Origin of the sequence: Allobosea sp. CRIB-10 (assembly GCF_900112185.1) — a bacterium.
Taxonomy (GTDB): domain Bacteria; phylum Pseudomonadota; class Alphaproteobacteria; order Rhizobiales; family Beijerinckiaceae; genus Allobosea.
In genome coordinates this window covers 463,506-483,330 of the sequence record NZ_FOKP01000001.1, presented here as the reverse complement: position 1 = coordinate 483,330, position 19,825 = coordinate 463,506, and the positions used below count along the sequence as shown (strand labels likewise).

Sequence of the window (19,825 nt, the reverse complement as noted above, 5' to 3'; positions counted from 1 at the left end):
AGAAGGGGTAGGGCGATCGGAGGAGCCGATCGCCCGAAGGCGCGGCATCTTCGCCTGCGGGATCAGCCGAGATGGCCGCTTGAGCCCGCCGGTTTCTCTTCCAGTATTGCGGCGCGATCAGCAGCCGCTTTCGGGGAGCAGAACCCATGCCCAAGATCATCCCGGTCGTGATATGCACGGGCCATGGCGCCGGCCTGTGGCCGATCGCGCGCGAGACGATGCCCAAGCAGTTCATTCCGCTCTTCGGGAAGGACTCCACTTTCCAGCGTACGCTTCGGCTCCTGTCCGATCCCGACGTCTTCGACGCGCCGATCGTGGTGACGAACGCGGAACAGCGCTTCACCGTCGCCGACCAGTTGCAGGCGATCGGCCTGCGCGCCGAAATCGTGCTGGAGCCGGCCGGGCGCGGCGCGCATTCCGCCGCCGCGATCGCCGCCGAGCTCGGCCTTGCGCGCCGCGAGGCTGCGCTCGTCGGGATCTTCCCGGCCGACCATGTCGTGCAGGACGGCAAGCTCTTCGTCGAAACCTGCGCCAGGGCTGCGGCGGTCGCCGCGCAGGGACGCATCGTCGCGATCGGCATACCGCCATGCTATCCGGCGACCGCTTATGGCTACATCCGCCCCGGGGCGGAGATCGTCGAGGGCGCGCGCGATGTCGAGGATGTCGCGGCCAAGCCCGACGCTGCGCTGGCGGCGCGCTATCTCGCCGATGGCTATCTCTGGAACTCGGGCAATGTCGTCTTCGACGCGACGACGATGCAGGCTAGGCTCCAGGCGGCTGCCCTAGGGGCGATCGGCAACGCCGCGGCGACGGGAAGCAATCTCGGAATCCGCATGCTCGAAGCCGATGGTCTCACCGGCCTTCCGGCCCTTGCGGGAGAACCGTCCGCCCAGCAGCAGGCCGATACCGCAGCGGTGATCGCCGGTCATTTCGGCTGGTCCGATGTCGGCGACTGGAGCGCGGTCTGGCAGCTCTCCGAGAAGGGCACGGGCGGCAATGTCGTCCAGGGCCGCGGCTATGTGGTGGATGGCACGAACAACCTCGTCCGCTCCGAGGACGCGGTCGTCGCGGTCGTCGGGCTGGACGACGTCGCAGTCATCGCCACCCGCGACGCCATCCTGGTGACGCCGAAGGCGAAGGCCGACAAGGTCAGGGACGCCGTCGCGCTGATCGCCGCGAAACACGAGCCGGAAGCCGTCAGCCACCGCGAGATCCATCGGCCCTGGGGCAAATATCTCTCCGTCGACCTCGACGAGCGCCATCAGGTCAAGCGCATCACGGTGAAGCCGAACGGCGTCCTGTCCCTGCAGAAGCACCATCACCGCGCCGAGCACTGGGTCGTGGTCCGCGGTACCGCGCAGGTGACGCGCGACGACGAGACCATCCTCGTGCACGAGAACGAGGCGATCTACCTGCCGATCGGCTGCGTCCACCGCATGGCCAATCCCGGCAAGATCCCGCTCGAGATCATCGAGGTGCAGGTCGGCTCCTATCTCGGCGAAGACGACATCATCCGCATCGAGGACATCTACCAGCGCTGCTGAGCGGGCAGGGCCGAAGCCGCGGCCCGGCCACGCAAGGCTGGGTCAAAAGAATTAGCGTTGACTAATGAATTAGTAATTGCTAATTGATCTCCCATGCTTGAGATCGCTTCCGTCTCCACCGTCATGCGTGCGCTCGCCGATCCGACCCGTCGCGCCGTGTTCGAACGCATTTCGGCCTGCGACGAGATCACTGTCGCCGAGCTGACCCGCGGCAGCGGCGTGACGCAGGGCGCCATCTCCCAGCATCTCAAATCGCTGAAGCAGGCGGGCCTCGTCGCCGAGCGGCCCGAGGGCCGCAACGTCTTCTACCGCGCCGAGCCGGAAGGCCTGGCGCCGCTCGTCGACTGGATCGGCCATTACGGCCTGTTCTGGCGCGAGCGGTTCAGCAAGCTCCGCACCCTTCTCAAGGAGATCGACCCATGACCGCCCTCGATCTGCAACCCATGACGCAGGACATCGTCGTCGACGAAATCCTCCCGCACGCCCCGGAGACGATCTGGAAGGCGCTGACCTCCAGCAGGCTGATTGCCCGCTGGATCATGGAGCCCGCCGGCTTCGCTCCGGTCGAGGGCACCCGCTTCACCTTCAAGACCACGCCGGCCGGCGCCTGGGACGGCACGATCCGCTGCCAGGTGCTGGAGGTCATCCCGAACGAATGCCTGGCCTATTCCTGGAAAGGTGGCGACGACGGCAATGCCGACTACGGCTCCCGCCTCGACACGGTCGTCACCTGGACGCTGAGCAAGGCGGCGAACGGCACGCGCGTGCGCCTGGTCCATTCCGGCTTCGAACTGCCGCGCAACGAGGTCGCGTTCACGAATATGAGCCGCGGCTGGAAGACGATTCTGCCGCGCCTCGGCGACGTCGCCGGCGAGCCGGCCTGACGACGGTCGCCGCCTGCTCCTGACCTGTGAGGACATCACGATGAGCCATGCCTATACCGGCGGCTGCGCTTGCCGGGCGATCCGCTATGAGATCGCCGCCGAGCCGATCGAGAGCAATGACTGCCAATGCCGCCAGTGCCAGCATCAGAGCGGCACAGGCCACAGCTCCTATCTGAGCTTCGTCGGCGCGCCCGTCACCATCGAGGGCAAGGCCAGCACCTGGGACGTCGTCGGCGAGGGCGGCACGGTCAAGCGCTGCGCCTTCTGCCCGACCTGCGGCTCACCGGTCTACCTGACCTTTCCCGATATTCCCGACCTGTTCATCATCCGCGCCGGCAGCCTCGATGATCCCAGCCGCTACAAGCCGGAGATGGTGTTCTGGCACTCGGTCGCGCAGCCTTGGGACCATGTGCCTCCGGAGACCAGGAAATACGAGAAGCTGCCGCCGCGATGACAGGCTGTTGTCTGGGCCTGCCCGCTCTCAATAGGGCAGGCCGACATAGTTCTCCGCGACGCTGGTGAGCGCGGCCTGCGACTGCGTCAGATAGTCGAACTCGGCCCGCCTGACGCGCTGGTCGAAGGCGCTCGCCTCCGGGAAGAGGTGGAGCAGGTTGGTCATCGACCACGAGAAGCGCACTGCCTTCCACACCCGCGCCAGCGCTTTCGCCGAATAGGCGTCGAGCCCGGCATCGGAGCGCTCGGCATAGTGCTCGCGCAGCGCCTCGAACAGGTAGTGCACGTCGCTGGCCGCGAGGTTCAGCCCCTTGGCGCCGGTCGGCGGCACGATGTGGCCGGCATCGCCGGCGAGGAACAGCCGGCCAAAGCGCAAGGGTTCAGCGACGAAGCTGCGCAGCGGCGCGATGCTCTTTTCCAGCGACGGCCCCGCCGTCACGGCCGCTGCGACCTCGTCCGGCACGCGTCGGCGCAGTTCGTCGAAGAAGCGCTCGTCCGACCAGGCCTCGACGGTGTCGTCGAGCGCGACCTGGACGTAATAGCGGCTGCGGGTCTGCGAACGCATCGAGCAGAGCGCGAAGCCGAAGGGCGAGCTGGCATAGACCAGTTCATGCGCCGCCGGCGGCTGGTCGGTGAGCAGGCCGAGCCAGCCGAAGGGATAGACCCGTTCGAAGGTCTCGATCGCTCCTGCCGGCACCGAGGCGCGGCAGATGCCGTGGAAGCCGTCGCAGCCGGCGATGAAGTCGCAGGCGATCTCGCGCCGCTTGCCCTCGACGGCGAAGCTGACGCGCGGCGAGGCACCGTCGAAATCGTGCAGCTCGACGTCCTCGGCCTCGTAGAACGTCGTCGTGCCGGCTGCCTGCCGGGCTTCCATCAGGTCCTGCGTCACTTCGGTCTGGCCATAGACCGTCACCTGCTTGCCGGTCAGGCTCTTCAAGTCGATGCGCTGCAGGTGCCCCTCGAAGGCGAGCGAGAAGCCGTCATGGGGCAAGCCTTCGCTCGCGAGGCGCGCGCCGACGCCGGCTTCATGCAACAGGTCGACCGTGCCCTGTTCGAGCACGCCGGCCCGGATGCGCGACAGCACATAGTCGGCGCTCTTGCGCTCGAGAATGACGTTGTCGATGCCCTGGCGGGTCAAGAGCTGGCCGAGCAGAAGGCCGGAGGGGCCGGCGCCGACGATCACGACCTGGGTGCGCATGGCGTCCTCCCATAAACCAAAGGGCGCAGCGCCCGGTACTTTCACGCGAAAGTGCCATCGTTCTTGCTTGATCGGAATGGAGCTTTCATCCAACCTATTGGACAAAACGAACATTGGATTGATTAGATGACGCTCGCCTCGGTGCCGGCCTACTGGCTCTATGACGAGCCGCGTGAGCAGCGGTTCCCGGACGCGCTGCATATCGAGCGGATCAGCGCCCGCAGCGCCCCGCGCGACTGGCGGATCGAGCCGCATCGCCATCAGGACATGGCCCAGTTCTTCCTGATCGCCTCGGGCGGCGGGCTGGTGCGGGTCGACGGCGTCGAGCACCGGCTTGTCGCCGGTACCGTCCTCCTGTTGCCGCCGCTGGTGATCCACGAGTTTCGCTTCGAGCCGGACACCGAAGGCTTCGTCGCGAGCGTCGCAAGTCCGACCCTGGCGCCGCTGATCGAGGCCGAACCCGCGCTCGGCGCCGTGCTTGGCGAGGCCTTCGTCGGCAGGCGCGGGCCGGGCGACGCCAGCATCGTCGAGCTCGCGGCGGCGATGGAGGCGGCACTTGCCGAGTTCGGCCGCAATCATGGCAGTCGCGAGCTCGCTCTCGCCGCCCATGCGCGGCTGATCGCGATCTGGTTCGCCCGCGCCGCCCGCTCGCATGCAGTCGCGGTCAGCGCCGCGGGTGACGCACGCTCTGTCCTGGTCAGGCGCTTCATCGAGCGCGTCGAGAGCCATTTCCACACGCATGAACCGCTGGATGCTTACGCGCGCGACCTCGGCGTCACAGGCCCGCATCTCACCCGCGTCTGCCGCGAGCTGCTCGGCCATTCTGCCATGCGGGTGATCCAGGGGCGGCTGATGATCGAGGCGCGGCGGGACCTCGTCTACACCCGCTCGCCGGTCTCCCAGATCGCGTTCCGGCTCGGCTTCTCCGACCCGGCCTATTTCTCCCGATTCTTCGCGGCGCGGGCGGGCATGTCGCCCTCGGAGTATCGGGCGGCGGGGTGAGGGCGTTCAGGGACCGTGCTCAGCGGTTGTTGATGTTCTTATTTTGTTCTATCATCCGAAGATGAGGAGATTATCTCCCGATCAGTTCGACCTATTCGGCGGAGGTGGAAACACTGGACCCGCGAAGCCCTCGCTACAGGCCGAGGGCCAATCTGACGCGGCTTGGAACAGCTACTTTTTTGCTGTCGTGCTGCCATCCGACATCGCTCGGTTGGTCGACGCGCTCGGGCGTCAGCTTCGGCGATCAATGAAGCTGCGCGGCAAACTGGTCGGGCCCGATCGCTACCATGTCAGCCTGTGCGGTATCGGCGCATTCGGCGAAGCCCCGCCTGGAATCGTCGATCTTCTGAAGCAGATTGGTGCGTCAATTCACAAGCCACGCTTCGATATCTTTTTTGACCAAGCGGAAGCGTTTGGTAGCTCGTACGGAAAGCGGTCGCTGGTCCTGACTGCGAGTGACACGCTGCCCGCCTTGCTCGCACTCCAAAGACGCCTTCATGATGCCATGCAGGCGGCGAGCATACCTGTCGACGAGCGGTTCAATCCGCACATCACTCTGCTCTACGACAGGCTGCCCGTTCCCCGGATCGACATCCCTCGGCTAAGCTTCACCGTTCCCGAGTTCGTCCTGATCCGCAGCGTCCATGGCGCGCGCCGCCACGACCATCTCGCACGCTGGTCACTGGGCAGCTGATGACCGCGCAGCGTCCGCTTAGGCGCCTTCTCCTTCCGGTGCTATCCGCGGGACAGTGCGCAACACCTCTGCCGTGATGCCGCCGCCCGCAAGCCGCTCACGCCCGCCCATGCCCTCGATGTCGAAGACGAAAAGCGCCGTGTCGCAATGGCCGCCGAGCCGGCGGATCAGGCGCGCCGCCGCCAGCGCCGTTCCGCCCGAGATCAGGCAATCGTCGATGATCGCGACATGGCGCCCCGCCAGCCGCGCGCCCTTCGAGATCACGACGCCCTCGCCGAGCTCGTAATTCGCCATGATGCTGCGCATCACGCCGTTGCGCAGCGAATCGACCTTGCGGATGTCGAAGAAGCCGAGGCCTCTGCGACAGGCGAGCGCGCCGGCGAGGCCGAGCCCGCCAATGTCGATGCCGGCAAGGATCTCGACCTTCGCCGGAACTCGTTGTGCCAACTCGTCCACCATGCGTCGCGTCAGGGGCGCGTCGACTGTTGTGATCGAGATATCGGGAAAATCGACGCCGGCGGCGGGATGATTTTTCCAGGGGCGGAACGGAATGTCGAAATCGTCGTCGCCCGTCGCGAGTGGATCAAGTCGATCGATCATGACACGTCCATTCGATTCTCTGCTCGCCCGATACGCGCCATCGTTACCGATAGCATGACGGAGCGCGAGGGGAACCGAATGGCTTTGGGCCTCATGCGCCGAGGCTCCGCGGAGGCGTCGCTTGATCTCCAACGGCCATCATGCCAACCCGCGCTGACGGCAAATCAGGGACGGCCCGGACGATGGTCACGCTCTACGGCATCAAGAACTGCGACACGATGAAGAAGGCCTGGAGCTGGCTCGACGCGCACAAGGTCCCCTACGCCTTCCACGATTACCGCGTCTCCGGCATCGACAAGGCCCATCTCGAGGCCTGGTGCCGCGAGCTCGGCTGGGAGAAGGTGCTGAACAAGGCGAGCACGACCTTCCGCGAGCTGCCCGACGCCGACCGGCAGGGCCTCGACGAGAACAAGGCGATCGCGCTGATGCTGGCGCAGCCGACCATGATCAAGCGCCCGGTGCTCGATCTCGGCGAGCGCCGCATCCTCGCCTTCAAGCCGGATGTCTACGAGGCGGCCTTCGCCGGTCGCTGACAGTCTTCGTCTGAATCGTCATTCCGGACAAGCGGCGTAGCCGCGCAGCTCCGGAATCCATCGAAGGGCTCAAGATCTCTATGGCAAGAGCTCTACGATGGATTCCGGCGCTCCGCTTCGCTGCGGCCGGAATGACGGTGGAGGTTGAGCGCAACACTGCGAGGCGCCCGGCTGTCGGCACAGCCCCGCCCGGCGCACAGGGCTCTTTCGCGAAAAGCGGCGCTGGGCTAGGCCGGCGCCCATGATGACGGATTTCAGCTTCCATCTTCTCGGCCGGGACGGCGCTGCCCGCACCGGCGAGGTCCGCATGCCGCGCGGTGTGATCCGCACCCCGGCCTTCATGCCGGTCGGCACCGCCGCGACCGTCAAGGGCATGTATCCCGAGCAGGTCAAGGCGCTCGGCGCCGATGTCGTGCTCGGCAACACCTATCATCTGATGCTGCGGCCGGGGGCCGAGCGGGTCGCCAGGCTCGGCGGCCTGCACAAGTTCATGAACTGGCCGCACCCGATCCTGACCGATTCCGGCGGCTTCCAGGTGATGTCGCTCGCCAATCTGCGCAAGCTGACCGAGGAAGGCGTCACCTTCCAGTCGCATATCGACGGCTCCAAGCATGTGCTGACGCCGGAGCGCTCGGTCGAGATCCAGAACCTGCTCGGCTCCGACATCGTCATGCAGCTCGACGAATGCGTCTCGCTGCCCTGCGAGGACAAGGTCGCCGAGAAGGCGATGCATCTGTCGCTGCGCTGGGCCGAGCGCTGCAAGAAGGCCTTCGGCGATCCGGCGGGGAGGGCGCTGTTCGGGATTGTGCAAGGTGGCGCGGTGCCTGCCCTCCGGGTCGAGAGCGCGCGCGAGCTCGCGGCCATGGATCTCAAAGGCTATGCCATTGGCGGGCTCGCGGTCGGCGAGCCGCAGGATGTGATGCTGGCGATGATCGAGACGGTCGAGCCGCATCTGCCCAGTGAGAAGCCGCGCTATCTGATGGGCGTCGGCACGCCGGACGACATCGTCGAGGCGGTCAGGCGCGGCGTCGACATGTTCGACTGCGTGATGCCGACGCGGGCCGGCCGCCATGGCCAGATCTTCACTCGCTTCGGCCGGATGAACCTGAAGAATGCCAAGCATGCCGAGGATATCAGGCCGGTCGATCCACAATCTTCCTGCCCGGCCGCCAACACCTATTCGCGCGCCTATCTGCACCATCTCGTCAAGGCCGAGGAGATGCTCGGCAAGATGCTGCTGACCTGGGTGAACCTGGCCTATTATCAGGAGCTGATGGCGGGCCTGCGTGGCGCCATCGCGGCCGGCCGCCTGGAAGACTTCATCGCTGAGACGAAAGAGGGCTGGGCCAGAGGCGAGACGGCGTGATCGATCCCGGGCTCGGCCTGTTGCTCATGAAGATGGCGGTCGCGGCCGCCATTGTTGTCGGCTGCTCTCTGCTCGCCGAACGCTCGGGGCCGCTGCTGGCGGCGATGATCGCGACGCTGCCGATCTCGGCCGGCCCGGTCTACGTGTTCCTGGCGCTCGACCATGACGCGGCTTTCATCTCGGCTGGAGCGCTCGGCAGCATGGGCTCCAATCTCGCCAATGCCGGGCTCTCGCTGGTCTATGTCCTGCTGGCACAGCGCTTCGGCACGCTCGTCAGCCTGGGAACCGGGCTTGCGACCTGGTTTGCGATCATTCTCGCGCTGCGGCTGCTGGAGCCGTCCGTTGGCGTCGCGATCGCCCTGACGGTCGTGATCTATCTCGGCCTGCATCGTCTGTTCCGGCCTTATCTCGGGGCGCGGCCCAAGGCGCCGCCGGGCCGGCCCTGGTTCGTGATTCCGCTGCGCGCCGGTGCGGTTGCGACGCTGGCCGGCGTCGTCAGCACGATCAGCAGCCATGTCGGCGCAGGCTGGTCCGGAGTGCTCGCCGCGTTCCCGATCGTGCTCTCCAGCCTGATCGCGATCCTGCAGCCGCGTATCGGCGGTCCGGCGACCGCCGCCGTGATCGCCAATGGCGCACTGGGGCTGCTGGGGTTCGGATTGGGGCTGGCGCTCGTGCATCTGACGGCCGTGCCGCTCGGCTCCTGGCCGGCGCTCGGCCTCGGCCTGCTCGTCTGTATCGTCTGGAATCTCGGCCTGATGAGGTTAGCGCGCCGCCGCCGCGCGGCGCCATGAGGCGGCGAACAGCCCGGCGATGATCAGCGCGATGCCGCCGATCTGCAGCCCGCTGGGGATCTCGCCGAGCACGGGGATGGCGAGCAGGGTGCCGACGACCGGGATCATCGGTGGGAAGCGCCCGGCGACGGATGGCCCGAGCACCGGCGTCGACCAGCTCCAGATCCACAGGCCGACGATGACGTTGAGCACGCCCTGATTGATCGCGTGCGCCAGCAGCACCCACCAGGGCGCGACGTCGAATCCGCGGAAATAGAAGGCGAAGTAGATCGGCAGATAGGCCATCGACAGCACAGAGACGACGGCCGTCGCCTTGAGCGCATCGACGCGCCAGAGCTGGATCAGCAAGGGATAGCCGCCCCAGACCAGCCCGACGCCGAGGAAGCAGAGATCGCCGAAGACGATGCCGGGATTGGCATGGGTGGTGCCGGCGATGCCGAGGCAGGCGAGGCCGATGAGCACGGCCGCCACGCCGAGCACGAGCTGCCGCGTCAGGATCGCGCCGAACAGGACGACGCTGCCGACGATGCCGATCACCGTGACGGTCCCGGGCCCGATCACGGCGCCATGCGCCGCCGGAGCGTAGGTCAGCCCGGTCATGAGCAGGAAGCTCATCGGGAAGCCGCTCATCACCGCCAGGATCAGGCCGCGTTTCCAGCCGAGGCCGGCGCAATCGCGCAGGCCGCCGGCCATCATGAAGCTCGGCAGGAGCAGGAAGCCGGCGGTGACGAAACGCAGCGCCAGCATGTCGTGCGAGGACAGGCCGTTCAGCACGGCGTGGCGGCTGACGACGAAATTGGCCCCGAAGATCAGCATGGCGACGGCCATGCCGGCGAAGGCGAGCTGCCGGCGCCGGCGCAGCTTCTCGTCGGAAAGCGGAACGGCTTGATGCATGCTCCGGCTTAGCGCGATGCCGGAGCTGTCGTTAGGGGCCAAACCGCATGGCGCCGCCTATTGCGGCGCAGCATGGCGTCAGCCGAGGGCCTTCAGCGCCGAGCGGCCGGCATAGACCGCCTGCGCGCCGAGCTCCTCCTCGATGCGCAGGAGCTGGTTGTACTTCGCCGTCCGATCCGAGCGGGCGAGCGAGCCGGTCTTGATCTGCCCGCAATTGGTCGCAACGGCGAGGTCGGCGATGGTCGCGTCCTCGGTCTCGCCGGAGCGATGCGACATCACGGCGGTGTAGCCGGCGCGCTGCGCCATCTCGACGGCGGCGAGCGTCTCGGTGAGCGTGCCGATCTGGTTGACCTTGACCAGGATCGAGTTCGCCGTCTTCGCCTTGATGCCCTGCGACAGGCGCGTGACGTTGGTGACGAAGAGGTCGTCGCCGACCAGCTGGCACTTGGTTCCGACGGCGTCGGTCAGCGCCTTCCAGCCGTCCCAATCGTCCTCGGCCATGCCGTCCTCGATCGAGACGATCGGATAGCCGGCGACCAGCTTGGCGAGGTATTTGGCCTGCGCCTTGGGATCGCGGGTTTTGCGTTCGCCTTCATAGACATAGGCACCGTCCTTGAAGAACTCTGTCGCGGCGCAGTCGAGCGCCAGCGCGATGTCCTCGCCCGGCCGGTAGCCGGCCTTCTCGATCGCCGCCATGACGAAGTCGAGCGCAGCCTCGGCCGACTTCAGGTTCGGCGCGAAGCCGCCCTCGTCACCGACATTGGTGTTGTGGCCGGCGTCGTGCAGCGCCTTTTTCAGCGTGTGGAAGACCTCGGCGCCCATGCGCAGCCCCTCGGCGAAGGAGGGCGCGCCGACCGGCATGATCATGAATTCCTGGAAGTCGATCGGGTTGTCGGCATGAGCGCCGCCATTGACGATGTTCATCATCGGCACCGGCAGGACGCGGGCCGAGGTGCCGCCGACATAGCGATAGAGCGGCAGGCCCGAGGCGTCCGCCGCGGCCTTCGCGACGGCGAGCGAGACGCCCAAAATGGCGTTGGCGCCGAGCTTGCTCTTGTTCTGCGTGCCGTCGAGCTCGATCATCGCCTGGTCGATCGCGGTCTGGTCCTCGGCGTCCATCGCGACCAGCGCCTCGGCGATCGCGACATTGACGGCCTCGACCGCCTTCAGCACGCCCTTGCCGAGATAGCGGCTCTTGTCGCCGTCGCGCAGCTCGACGGCTTCATGCGCGCCGGTCGAAGCGCCCGACGGCACGGCGGCGCGACCCATCGAGCCGTCTTCGAGCACGACATCGACCTCGACCGTCGGGTTGCCGCGGGAATCGAGGATCTGGCGGCCGATGATGTCGATGATCGCGGTCATGTCAGGCTCCGGAGCTGAGGTGGGCTAGCGATGCCGCGCTTCTAGACAAGACCGGCGGCGACGGGAAGGGGCGGTGGCGTTTATCCGGGCCCGGCATTAAAAGCCGCGGCAACTCAGCGCCCGTCATCGATGGGCGCCCACTTGCTTAGGATTACGCCATGACCATCGACGCCTCGACCCTTCAGCTCGGCAAGGCGAGCGAATTGCCGCGCTCGCCGGAGGAAGCCCGCCTCGACCGCGTGCCGAACCCGCATGCCGGCACCGACTATCTCGCCCGCTTCACCTGCCCCGAGTTCACCTCGATCTGCCCGGTCACCGGCCAGCCCGATTTCGGCATCCTGGTGATCGACTATCTGCCGGGCGACTGGCTGGTCGAATCGAAGTCGCTCAAGCTCTATCTCGGCGCCTTCCGCAACCACGGCGCCTTCCACGAGGACTGCACCGTCGGCATCGGCAAGACGCTGGTCGAGCTGCTCGAGCCGAAATGGTTCCGCATCGGCGGCTACTGGTATCCGCGCGGCGGCATCCCGATCGATGTCTTCTTCCAGACCGGCGAGCCGCCCAAAGGCCTGTGGCTGCCCGACCAGGGCGTCGCGCCCTATCGCGGGCGCTGACCTTTCAGGTCCTGCTCCCCGCTAGCGGCAGGATGCGTGGAGCCAGCACGCCGAGCACTGCGATGCCGACGGCAAAGACGAGGATCGCGCCGCTGGTCCCCAACAGGTGCAGGGCGGCGCCCATCAGCACCGGCCCGAGCGCATGGCCGCAGAACAGCGCGCAGGCGAACAGCGCGACGGCCGAGCCGCGGGCCGTCGGCGCGAGTTCCGTCGCCAGCGCCTGGAAGGTGCCGTGCATCAGGAAGAAGCCGAAGCCGCTCAGCGTGAAGATCGCGATCGCGCTCCACCAGGGCAGAAAGGCGAGCGAGAACAGCACATAGGCCAGGCCCATCACGATGCCACCCAGCGTGGTCATCCGGGTCGGGCCGAGCCGCTCGACCAGGATGCGGGTCAGGACGCCGTAGATGATGCCGCCGAGCCCGGTTCCGGCAATGACGAGCCCGGCCTGGGACGGGCCGACACCAGCGCGCTCGTGCAGGATCGCGGCGATATAGGGTGGCATGCCGAAGATCAGGCTGCCCTCGACGACGACGAGCCCGTAGAGCAGCTTCGAGCGAGGGTTGGCGAAGACGGCCGCGTAATTGGCGAGCGCGCCGGAAAAACTGAGCGGCGCGCGCTGGGCATTCGGCCTCGGCTTCAGTACCAGGACCACCAGTGCGCCGGCGATTGCGGCGACGCTGGCGGCCATCGCAAAGACGTAGCGCCAGCCTAGATGCTCGGCGATCAATCCGGAGCAGGCGGCGCCGACCATTTGCCCGATGATCATCAGGACCAGGAAGCGGCCAAGCATGATCTGCCGCTCGGCCATCGGCGCACGGTCACCGATCGCTGCCATCGCCACCGGAATGATACCGCCGGCCGCGATCCCCGCGACCATGCGCACGCCGGTCAGGATATCAAAGGAGCCCGCGAAGGCCGCGGCGAGCGACAGGAGCGCGAGCGCACCGAGGCAGGTCGAGATCGTCCTGAGCTTGCCGAGCGAATCCGCGATCGGCCCGAGGAAAGGCTGGCCGATGGCATAGGCGAAGGAGAAGGCGGTCGCGACCGCGGCGACCTGGGCGATGCTGCGCCCGAACTGCGCTGCCAGTGTCGGCACCAGCGGGTCGAGCAGCCGCATGGTGAAGGTCGAGGCGAAGCCACACGCCCCGAGAACGAGGATGAGCGACTTCAGCGAACCTTGTGGGGGCGTGACGGGAGGAGCCGGATTGGCTGACGTCTCAGACATACGCCAGCGTAGAATGCGCCGTGCGCTTGGCAAGCCGATCGAACTCCTGCAGCTCTGCGATCAGCGCATGGAAGTCGCGCAGCGGCACCATGTTCGGCCCGTCCGACGGGGCGTTGTCGGGGTCGGGATGGGTCTCGATGAAGACGCCGGCGACGCCGACCGCGACCGCGGCACGCGCCAGCACCGGCACGAATTCGCGCTGGCCACCGCTGGAGGCGCCCTTGCCGCCGGGCTGCTGCACCGAGTGGGTGGCGTCGAAGATCACCGGGGCGCCGATCTCCGCCATGATCGGCAAAGCGCGCATGTCAGTGACCAGCGTGTTGTAGCCGAAGGAAGCGCCGCGCTCGGTCAGCATCACATTCGGATTGCCGCTCTCGGTCACCTTGGCGGCGACGTTGACCATGTCCCAAGGCGCCAGGAACTGGCCCTTCTTGACGTTGATGACGCGGCCGGTCTTCGCCGCGGCGACGAGCAGGTCGGTCTGCCGGCAGAGGAAGGCCGGGATCTGCAGCACATCGACCACCTCGGCCACCGGCGCGCACTGGCTGGCATCGTGCACGTCGGTGAGCACTGGTAAGCCGGTGCGCTCGCGAATCTCGGCGAAGACGGGCAGGGCGGCTTCCAAGCCCACACCGCGCTGGCCCTTCACGCTGGTGCGGTTGGCCTTGTCGAAGGAGGTCTTGAAGACGAGGCCGATGCCGAGCTTGTCGGAGATTTCCTTCAAGGCCAGTGCTACCTCGAGGGCGTGATCGCGGCTCTCCATCTGGCAGGGGCCGGCGATCAGGGCGAGCGGCAGGCCGTTGCCGAAGCGGACGGGCCTGGCGAGGTCGGCGCCCACGGTGACGATGGCGTTGGCGGTCATGGCGCGCTCCTTGCTCAAGGTCGGGGGTATTAGAAGCCGCCCGCCGCCGTGACAAGCCGACGCTGCGTCACGTCACCTCGAACCAGCTCCACAGCCCGCGGTCGAAGCGCTCCAGCACCGTCGAGGAGATCAGCCAGCGCCCGGGATTGTCGGCGATGAAGGCGATGTGCAGGCGCTTGCCCTCGGGAATCTGCACCGTGTCGAGGAAATAGGGCTCCCAGCCATCGTCGAGCGGGTGCAGCAGGCGGAAGCTGTGGCCGTGGACATGCAGCGGCTGCAGGAAGGCGGTCTTGTTGGTGATGCCGATCACCACGGGCGCGCCGCGCTTGACGCTGAATAGCGGCTTGCCTTTCGGATCGCCCTGGCCGCCATTGACGGTCCACGGCTTCGCAAGGTCGAGCCCGGCGAGGTCGAGCTTGTTCTCCGGCGTGATCCTGGCGCCGCCCTCGATGATCATCTCGGAGCGCCTGGCGTCCTGCAGTCGTACCGCAGCCGGCAGCGCCGGGTTGAGCGGCATGCCGGCGATCGCCGGACGCGCCGACTTCGCTGAGCCCTCGCTGACGAAACGCACCAGCGGCACGCCCGGGCCGATGAGTGCGGTGACGCTGGCCGCCGCTCCAACCGTCTCGGGCATGTCGAAGATCATGTCATAGCGTGTGCCCGGCGCGAAGGGCAGTTGGCCCCGGACCGGTTCGAAGGTCTCGGTGGGCTGGCCATCGACCGCCGCGACGAAGGCTTTCATCTCGTCGAAGCGCAGCCGCATGATCCGGGCATTGCAGGCATTGGCGAGACGAAGGCGGACGCGGGCTCCCGGCGGCAGCTTGATCGGCAGCGGCGGAGGCTTGCCGTTGACGGTCAGCCAGCTGCCGAGCCGGCCGGCCGCGGCGCCGTCCTGCCCGTCGGGGGCGAAGGGCAGCAGCTTCTGGTCATCGCTGAGCAGCCAGTCGCCGATCAGGGCCGGCAAATCGAGATCGACCGCCGGGGGCTCCTTCTCCTCGACGATCAGCATGCCGGACAATCCGCGGCCGGCCGGCTCGGACGAGCCGCCGAGCAGCATCGGGCGGTAAAGGAAGGTGCCGGGATCGGGCGGCGCCAGCTGATATTCGAATTGCCCGCCCGGCGGCACAGGTTCCTGGCTGAAGCCGCCGACGCCGTCCATGGCGTGGTCGGCGCGCAGGCCGTGCCAGTGCAGAGCGAGCGGCTTGTCGGTGCGGTTCTGTAGGCTGAGACGCAAGCTCTCGCCCTGCTTCACCTTGAGGACCGGGCCGGGCGTTGCGCCGTCGAAGGCCCAGATCTCCGTCTCGGGCGCCGGCGCAGGGCGCAGCCGCACCTTGGCGGGAGACGCGACGAGGTTACGCGGGGCGGCAGTCGAAGCCGCCTGCGGAGCGGCGGGTACGTGTTGAGCGAGCGTCGACAGCGGCGCGAGCAATGTCGCCAGTCCGGCGCCCTGTGCGACGAGTTGGCGGCGGCTGGGATGGAGGCGCGAGGCCCGCAGTGATGCGTCTTTGCTCATGCCCCGGGACATAGCCCGGTCGGGGCCGTTCTGGCGAGCGCAAAGCCTTGCGCGAGCGGCCTTCGCAGAAATGTCGCATTTTTTTGCTGCATGACGCGCTCGAAATGCTATAGCGGCGCGGCCTACGGTGCCGCTGTCGCGACGACTGCGTGTGGCGCACCCGGTCGGCGGGCGTGGCGGAACTGGTAGACGCAGCGGATTTAGGTTCCGCCGACGTGAGTCGTGGGGGTTCGAGTCCCTTCGCCCGCACCAGGATGCAAGTTTCGCGAGCGCGGCGGCGGTCACCCGGCGTCGCGCTTTGGACATTGAAGTAACGAGCTGTTGGCGGATCGAACAATGAACGTGACGGAAACCCTGTCCCAGGGCCTCAAGCGCGAATTCCAGGTGGTGCTGAACGCCACGGACCTCAAGTCGAGGCTCGATGGCGAGCTGCAGAACCTGCAGGGCAAGGCCAAGATCAACGGCTTCCGCCCCGGCAAGGTCCCGGTCGGCCATCTGCGCCGGCTCTATGGCCGCTCGGTCATGGCCGACGTGGTCCAGAACGCCGTCAACGAGGCGAACCAGAAGATCGTCGCCGACAACGAACTCAAGCTCGCCTTCGAGCCGCAGATCAAGTTCCCCGAAGACAAGGACGAGATCGAGGCCGCGATGGAAGCCAAGGGCGATCTCGCCTTCACCGTCGCGCTCGAAGTGCTGCCGAAGATCGAGGTCGTCGATGTCTCCGACGTCGCGCTCGAGAAGCCCGTCGCCGAGGTTCCGGAAGCCGATGTCGACGCCGCTCTGGAGCGCATGGCCTCGCAGAACCGCGCCTTCGAATCGAAGAAGGACGGCGCCAAGGCCGCCAAGGGCGACCGCCTGCTGATCTCCTTTGTCGGCACGCTCGAGGGCAAGCCCTTCGACGGCGGCACCGGTTCGGAAATCCCGCTCGAGCTCGGCGCCGGCCAGTTCATCCCCGGCTTCGAGGAGCAGCTCGAGGGGGTCAAGAAGGGCGAGCAGCGCACCGTCTCGGTGACCTTCCCCGAGAACTACACCGCGACCCATCTCGCCGGTAAGCCTGCCGAGTTCGCCGTCACCGTCGACGACGTCCAGGCTCCGGGCGAGCTGAAGATCGACGACGAGCTCGCCAAGGGCTTCGGCATGGAATCGCTCGACGCGCTCAAGACCGCGATTCGCGAGCAGATCGGCCGCGAGTTCGGCGAGCAGTCGCGCCGCAAGGTCAAGAAGGCCCTGCTCGACGCGCTCGACGGCAAGTACAGCTTCGAATTGCCGCCGACCCTGGTCGAGCAGGAGTTCTCCGCGGTCTGGAGCCAGGTCGAGGCGGACATGAAGAACGCCAACAAGACCTTCGCCGACGAGGACACCACCGAGGACGAGGCCCGCGCCGAGTACCGCAAGATCGCCGAGCGCCGCGTGCGCCTCGGCCTGGTGCTGGCCGAGATCGGCGAGCAGGCCAAGGTCCAGATCTCGGATGACGAGGTGACACAGGCCCTGATCCAGCGCGCCCGCCAGTTCCCGGGCCAGGAGAAGGAAGTCTGGGAGTTCTACCGCAAGAACCCGCAGGCGCTGGCCGAGATCCGCGCCCCGATCTTCGAGGAGAAGGTCGTCGACCATCTGCTCGGCCAGGTGAAGGTCTCCGACAAGTCGGTCTCGCGCGAGGCGCTCTTCGCCGACGACGAGGACGAGGCCGCCACCGAGGCCAAGCCGAAGGCCGCCAAGGCGAAGAAGACCAAGAAGGCTGCGGCCGAGACGACGGACGAGTTTTCGGCCTGATCCTCGCCGTCTGATTGAGATGCTCGCGCCGCCCGGCTTCGAAGTCGGGCGGCGTTTCCCTTTTCAGCCGCGATTGGCATGCTTATGTGGGGTCTTCGCCGCTATCGGCTGATTCCCGCCCGCTTTGACCCCAAGGACCGACGATGATGCGTGACCCGATCGAGACCTACAACAATCTCGTCCCGATGGTGGTCGAGCAGTCGAGCCGCGGCGAGCGCGCCTTCGACATTTATTCGCGCCTGCTGCGTGAGCGCATCATCTTCCTGACCGGCCCGGTCGAGGACTACTCGGCGTCGCTGATCGTGGCGCAGCTGCTGTTCCTCGAGGCCGAGAACCCGAAGAAGGAAATCTCCTTCTACATCAACTCGCCCGGCGGCGTGGTGACCTCGGGCCTGTCGATCTACGACACCATGCAGTTCATCCGCTGCCCGGTGACGACGCTCTGCGTCGGCCAGGCCGCTTCGATGGGCTCGCTGTTGCTGACCGCCGGCGCCAAGGACATGCGCTTTGCGCTCCCGAACGCCCGCATCATGGTCCACCAGCCCTCCGGCGGCTTCCAGGGCCAGGTCACCGACATCCTCATTCATGCGCGCGAGGTCGAGAGCCTGAAGCGGCGCCTGAACGAGATCTATGTCAGGCACACCGGCCGCTCCTACGAGGACATCGAGGCGGCGCTGGAGCGCGACAATTTCATGACCGCCGACCAGGCCAAGGAATTCGGCTTGATCGACAAGGTGATCGACAAGCGCGCGGACGAGGCGGCGGCCTGACGGCTGTCACCGAGACGACACGCGCCTGTGGGTTGGCGAGCGGCTCTCGAAGGGCCATATTGCCTGAAGACTAGGCCCCATGTTTGCATGGGGCATCTGAAGGGCGCGGCAAGGCGCTCGAGCGGTCCGGTTTTGGGTCAGTTTCGTCGCCGCCTGCGCCAGAGCGACGCGTTAACCTAATAATCGTGATCTGAGCGCCTATTATGACGGGGAGACGACATCAGCCCGCCGTTTTTCGGTGGCGGATTTCGTCCTCCGAGATGGAGAAGCATCATGAGTAAGGCCAGCGGCGGCGATTCGAAGAGCACGCTCTACTGCTCCTTCTGCGGCAAGAGCCAGCACGAGGTCCGCAAGCTGATCGCGGGCCCGACCGTGTTCATCTGCGATGAATGCGTCGAGCTCTGCATGGACATCATCCGCGAGGAATCGAAATCCGCGCTGGTGAAGTCGAAGGACGGCGTGCCGACCCCGAAGGAGATCCGCAAGGTTCTCGACGACTACGTCATCGGCCAGGACCACGCCAAGAAGGTCCTCTCGGTCGCTGTCCACAACCATTACAAGCGGCTCAGCCACGCGACGAAGCACAACGACGTCGAGCTGGCGAAGTCGAACATTCTGCTGATCGGGCCGACCGGCTCGGGCAAGACGCTGCTCGCGCAGACGCTCGCCCGCATCCTCGACGTGCCGTTCACCATGGCCGATGCGACGACGCTGACCGAGGCCGGCTATGTCGGCGAGGACGTCGAGAACATCATCCTGAAGCTGCTCCAGGCCTCCGACTACAATGTCGAGCGGGCGCAGCGCGGCATCGTTTACATCGACGAGATCGACAAGATCAGCCGCAAGTCGGACAACCCCTCGATCACCCGCGACGTCTCGGGCGAGGGCGTCCAGCAGGCGCTGCTGAAGATCATGGAAGGCACTGTCGCCTCCGTGCCGCCGCAGGGCGGGCGCAAGCATCCGCAGCAGGAGTTCCTGCAGGTTGACACCACCAACATCCTGTTCATCTGCGGCGGCGCCTTCGCCGGGCTGGACAAGATCATCTCCGGCCGCGGCAAGGGCACCTCGATCGGCTTCGGCGCGACCGTGAAGTCCCCGGACGACCGGCGCACCGGCGCGATCTTCCGCGAGGTGGAGCCGGAGGACCTGCTCAAGTTCGGCCTTATTCCGGAGTTCGTCGGCCGCCTGCCGGTGCTGGCGACGCTGGAGGACCTCGACGAGGCCGCGCTCAAGACCATCCTCACCGAGCCGAAGAACGCGCTGGTCAAGCAGTATCAGCGCCTGTTCGAGATGGAGGACACCGAGCTCACCTTCACCGACGAGGCGGTCAGCCTGATCGCGCGCAAGGCGATCGAGCGCAAGACCGGCGCCCGTGGCCTGCGCTCGATCATGGAAGGCATCCTGCTCGAGACCATGTACGAATTGCCGGGGCTGGAAGGCGTCGAGCAGGTCGTCATCGGGCCGGAAGCGGTCGAATCCAAGTCGCGTCCGCTCTTCATCTATGCGGACCGTGAGGAAGAGACCAAGTCGGCCTCGGCCTGAGCGAAACCGGATTCTGGTTCAGTTCGGAACGCGCGCCTTTCGGCGCGCGTTTTGCTTTATGGGCTAGGGTGGTCGCAGCTGCCCCGAAACTGTCCCAGCCTTGCCTTGGCCATCACGGTCTCGTGCAGCGATTGCGGCGGAAGCGGCGGTGGACTGCGTCAGGCGTCGCTTGAAAGCCGGCGCCGAAGCATCCACCTTATGATCACCT

The 19,825-nt window shown here is 66.7% G+C and carries 20 protein-coding genes and 1 tRNA gene; 14 read left to right on the top strand and 7 right to left on the bottom strand.

Features of this window, described 5'->3' with window-relative positions; translation table 11 throughout:
- Positions 1-146 precede the first annotated feature (146 nt).
- The 4 genes from BMZ69_RS02260 (at position 147) to BMZ69_RS02245 (ending at position 2,882) form a co-directional block, all read left to right on the top strand.
- Positions 147-1,544 carry a mannose-1-phosphate guanylyltransferase/mannose-6-phosphate isomerase gene (locus BMZ69_RS02260; protein WP_092154338.1) on the top strand — a complete coding sequence of 466 codons (1,398 nt, stop codon included), beginning with the start codon at positions 147-149 and terminating at the stop codon, positions 1,542-1,544.
- Positions 1,545-1,637: 93 nt separating this feature from the next.
- On the top strand, positions 1,638-1,967 hold the full coding sequence (locus BMZ69_RS02255; protein ID WP_092154336.1) for an ArsR/SmtB family transcription factor: 330 nt from the start codon (positions 1,638-1,640) through the stop codon (positions 1,965-1,967).
- On the top strand, positions 1,964-2,428 hold the full coding sequence (locus tag BMZ69_RS02250; RefSeq protein WP_092154334.1) for an SRPBCC family protein: 465 nt from the start codon (positions 1,964-1,966) through the stop codon (positions 2,426-2,428). Before BMZ69_RS02255 ends, BMZ69_RS02250 begins: the two co-directional genes overlap by 4 nt.
- A gap of 40 nt (positions 2,429-2,468) precedes the next feature.
- On the top strand, positions 2,469-2,882 hold the full coding sequence (locus BMZ69_RS02245; protein ID WP_092154328.1) for a GFA family protein: 414 nt from the start codon (positions 2,469-2,471) through the stop codon (positions 2,880-2,882).
- Positions 2,883-2,909: 27 nt separating this feature from the next.
- Here the strand turns inward: BMZ69_RS02245 and pobA are convergent, their stop codons facing one another.
- Complete coding sequence (gene pobA, locus BMZ69_RS02240) at positions 2,910-4,079, bottom strand: 4-hydroxybenzoate 3-monooxygenase (RefSeq protein WP_092154326.1); 1,170 nt, start codon at positions 4,077-4,079, stop codon at positions 2,910-2,912.
- A 126-nt stretch (positions 4,080-4,205) separates the two neighbouring features.
- Between pobA and BMZ69_RS02235 the strand changes: the two genes are divergently transcribed.
- Together BMZ69_RS02235 and BMZ69_RS02230 are read left to right on the top strand one after the other, a co-directional pair.
- Positions 4,206-5,081 (top strand): helix-turn-helix domain-containing protein, encoded by an 876-nt coding sequence (locus BMZ69_RS02235; protein WP_092154324.1) that lies wholly within the window; start codon positions 4,206-4,208, stop codon positions 5,079-5,081.
- 211 nt (positions 5,082-5,292) lie between these two features.
- Positions 5,293-5,775, top strand: a complete 483-nt coding sequence (locus BMZ69_RS02230) for a 2'-5' RNA ligase family protein (protein ID WP_175506630.1) — start codon at positions 5,293-5,295, stop codon at positions 5,773-5,775.
- A gap of 18 nt (positions 5,776-5,793) precedes the next feature.
- On the opposite strand, the gene BMZ69_RS02225 is transcribed toward BMZ69_RS02230, so the two are convergent.
- Positions 5,794-6,375 (bottom strand): phosphoribosyltransferase family protein, encoded by a 582-nt coding sequence (locus tag BMZ69_RS02225; RefSeq protein WP_092154320.1) that lies wholly within the window; start codon positions 6,373-6,375, stop codon positions 5,794-5,796.
- A 182-nt stretch (positions 6,376-6,557) separates the two neighbouring features.
- Here BMZ69_RS02225 and BMZ69_RS02220 point away from each other — a divergent pair, with 182 nt between their 5' ends.
- From BMZ69_RS02220 to BMZ69_RS02210, 3 genes are all read left to right on the top strand, one after another.
- Positions 6,558-6,908 carry an ArsC family reductase gene (locus BMZ69_RS02220; protein WP_092154318.1) on the top strand — a complete coding sequence of 117 codons (351 nt, stop codon included), beginning with the start codon at positions 6,558-6,560 and terminating at the stop codon, positions 6,906-6,908.
- A gap of 244 nt (positions 6,909-7,152) precedes the next feature.
- Positions 7,153-8,274 carry a tRNA guanosine(34) transglycosylase Tgt gene (gene tgt, locus BMZ69_RS02215; protein ID WP_092154648.1) on the top strand — a complete coding sequence of 374 codons (1,122 nt, stop codon included), beginning with the start codon at positions 7,153-7,155 and terminating at the stop codon, positions 8,272-8,274.
- On the top strand, positions 8,271-9,065 hold the full coding sequence (locus BMZ69_RS02210) for a hypothetical protein (protein WP_244543166.1): 795 nt from the start codon (positions 8,271-8,273) through the stop codon (positions 9,063-9,065). The genes tgt and BMZ69_RS02210 overlap by 4 nt, the downstream gene beginning before the upstream one ends.
- On the opposite strand, the gene BMZ69_RS02205 is transcribed toward BMZ69_RS02210, so the two are convergent.
- Together BMZ69_RS02205 and eno are read right to left on the bottom strand one after the other, a co-directional pair.
- Positions 9,036-9,959 carry a DMT family transporter gene (locus tag BMZ69_RS02205; RefSeq protein WP_092154316.1) on the bottom strand — a complete coding sequence of 308 codons (924 nt, stop codon included), beginning with the start codon at positions 9,957-9,959 and terminating at the stop codon, positions 9,036-9,038. The genes BMZ69_RS02210 and BMZ69_RS02205 overlap by 30 nt on opposite strands.
- A gap of 78 nt (positions 9,960-10,037) precedes the next feature.
- On the bottom strand, positions 10,038-11,321 hold the full coding sequence (eno, locus tag BMZ69_RS02200; RefSeq protein ID WP_092154314.1) for a phosphopyruvate hydratase: 1,284 nt from the start codon (positions 11,319-11,321) through the stop codon (positions 10,038-10,040).
- 158 nt (positions 11,322-11,479) lie between these two features.
- Here eno and queF point away from each other — a divergent pair, with 158 nt between their 5' ends.
- Positions 11,480-11,935 (top strand): preQ(1) synthase, encoded by a 456-nt coding sequence (gene queF, locus BMZ69_RS02195; protein WP_092154312.1) that lies wholly within the window; start codon positions 11,480-11,482, stop codon positions 11,933-11,935.
- A gap of 4 nt (positions 11,936-11,939) precedes the next feature.
- Here queF and BMZ69_RS02190 read toward each other — a convergent pair whose 3' ends face one another.
- The 3 genes from BMZ69_RS02190 to BMZ69_RS02180 form a co-directional block, all read right to left on the bottom strand.
- On the bottom strand, positions 11,940-13,160 hold the full coding sequence (locus BMZ69_RS02190; RefSeq protein ID WP_092154309.1) for an MFS transporter: 1,221 nt from the start codon (positions 13,158-13,160) through the stop codon (positions 11,940-11,942).
- Positions 13,153-14,022, bottom strand: a complete 870-nt coding sequence (kdsA, locus tag BMZ69_RS02185) for a 3-deoxy-8-phosphooctulonate synthase (protein ID WP_092154307.1) — start codon at positions 14,020-14,022, stop codon at positions 13,153-13,155. The genes BMZ69_RS02190 and kdsA overlap by 8 nt, the downstream gene beginning before the upstream one ends.
- A gap of 67 nt (positions 14,023-14,089) precedes the next feature.
- Positions 14,090-15,535: a multicopper oxidase family protein gene (locus BMZ69_RS02180; protein ID WP_092154304.1), complete on the bottom strand. Its 1,446-nt coding sequence runs from the start codon at positions 15,533-15,535 to the stop codon at positions 14,090-14,092.
- A 167-nt stretch (positions 15,536-15,702) separates the two neighbouring features.
- Between BMZ69_RS02180 and BMZ69_RS02175 the strand changes: the two genes are divergently transcribed.
- The 4 genes from BMZ69_RS02175 to clpX all read left to right on the top strand — a co-directional run bounded on the left by BMZ69_RS02175 (position 15,703) and on the right by clpX (position 19,617).
- A tRNA-Leu gene (locus tag BMZ69_RS02175) sits at positions 15,703-15,787 on the top strand.
- An 84-nt stretch (positions 15,788-15,871) separates the two neighbouring features.
- On the top strand, positions 15,872-17,305 hold the full coding sequence (gene tig / locus BMZ69_RS02170) for a trigger factor (RefSeq protein ID WP_092154302.1): 1,434 nt from the start codon (positions 15,872-15,874) through the stop codon (positions 17,303-17,305).
- 146 nt (positions 17,306-17,451) lie between these two features.
- Positions 17,452-18,075, top strand: a complete 624-nt coding sequence (locus BMZ69_RS02165; RefSeq protein WP_092154646.1) for an ATP-dependent Clp protease proteolytic subunit — start codon at positions 17,452-17,454, stop codon at positions 18,073-18,075.
- Between the two features lie 273 nt (positions 18,076-18,348).
- Complete coding sequence (gene clpX / locus BMZ69_RS02160) at positions 18,349-19,617, top strand: ATP-dependent Clp protease ATP-binding subunit ClpX (protein WP_092154300.1); 1,269 nt, start codon at positions 18,349-18,351, stop codon at positions 19,615-19,617.
- Positions 19,618-19,825: the final 208 nt, after the last annotated feature.